Source organism: Cobetia sp. SIMBA_158, assembly GCF_046566945.1.
Lineage (GTDB): Bacteria > Pseudomonadota > Gammaproteobacteria > Pseudomonadales > Halomonadaceae > Cobetia > Cobetia amphilecti.
In genome coordinates, this window is the sequence record NZ_JAWJYL010000728.1 from 1 (window position 1) to 253 (window position 253).

The following is a 253-nucleotide window of genomic DNA, read 5'->3' on the forward strand; positions in this document are numbered from 1 at the left end:
GGCTTTCATAGAAAATTTTAAAATTCGGTTCATTTTTAACTCTTATTAGTAAGTATGAAAGATCATTCGCCGTGACTCGATTCTCGTGAGAAATTCCAGAACCATCTTCTAAGTACCAGTTCTCCATGTTTAGTCCAATCGCATTACCGTATGCTTTCAGAGCTTTTACACCATATTCCGTTCTACCTTTTCCATAGGCTTCTTTTCCCATTGTTTTCACAAGAATGTCAGCAATACTGTTATTACTTAGTTT

General features: G+C 35.6%; 1 protein-coding gene. It reads right to left on the reverse strand.

Annotation, left to right across the window (positions count from 1 at the left end; all coding sequences use genetic code 11):
• On the reverse strand, positions 1 to 253 hold a 253-nt coding region (locus tag R2R70_RS21730), incomplete at both ends, for a D-alanyl-D-alanine carboxypeptidase (protein ID WP_410979156.1).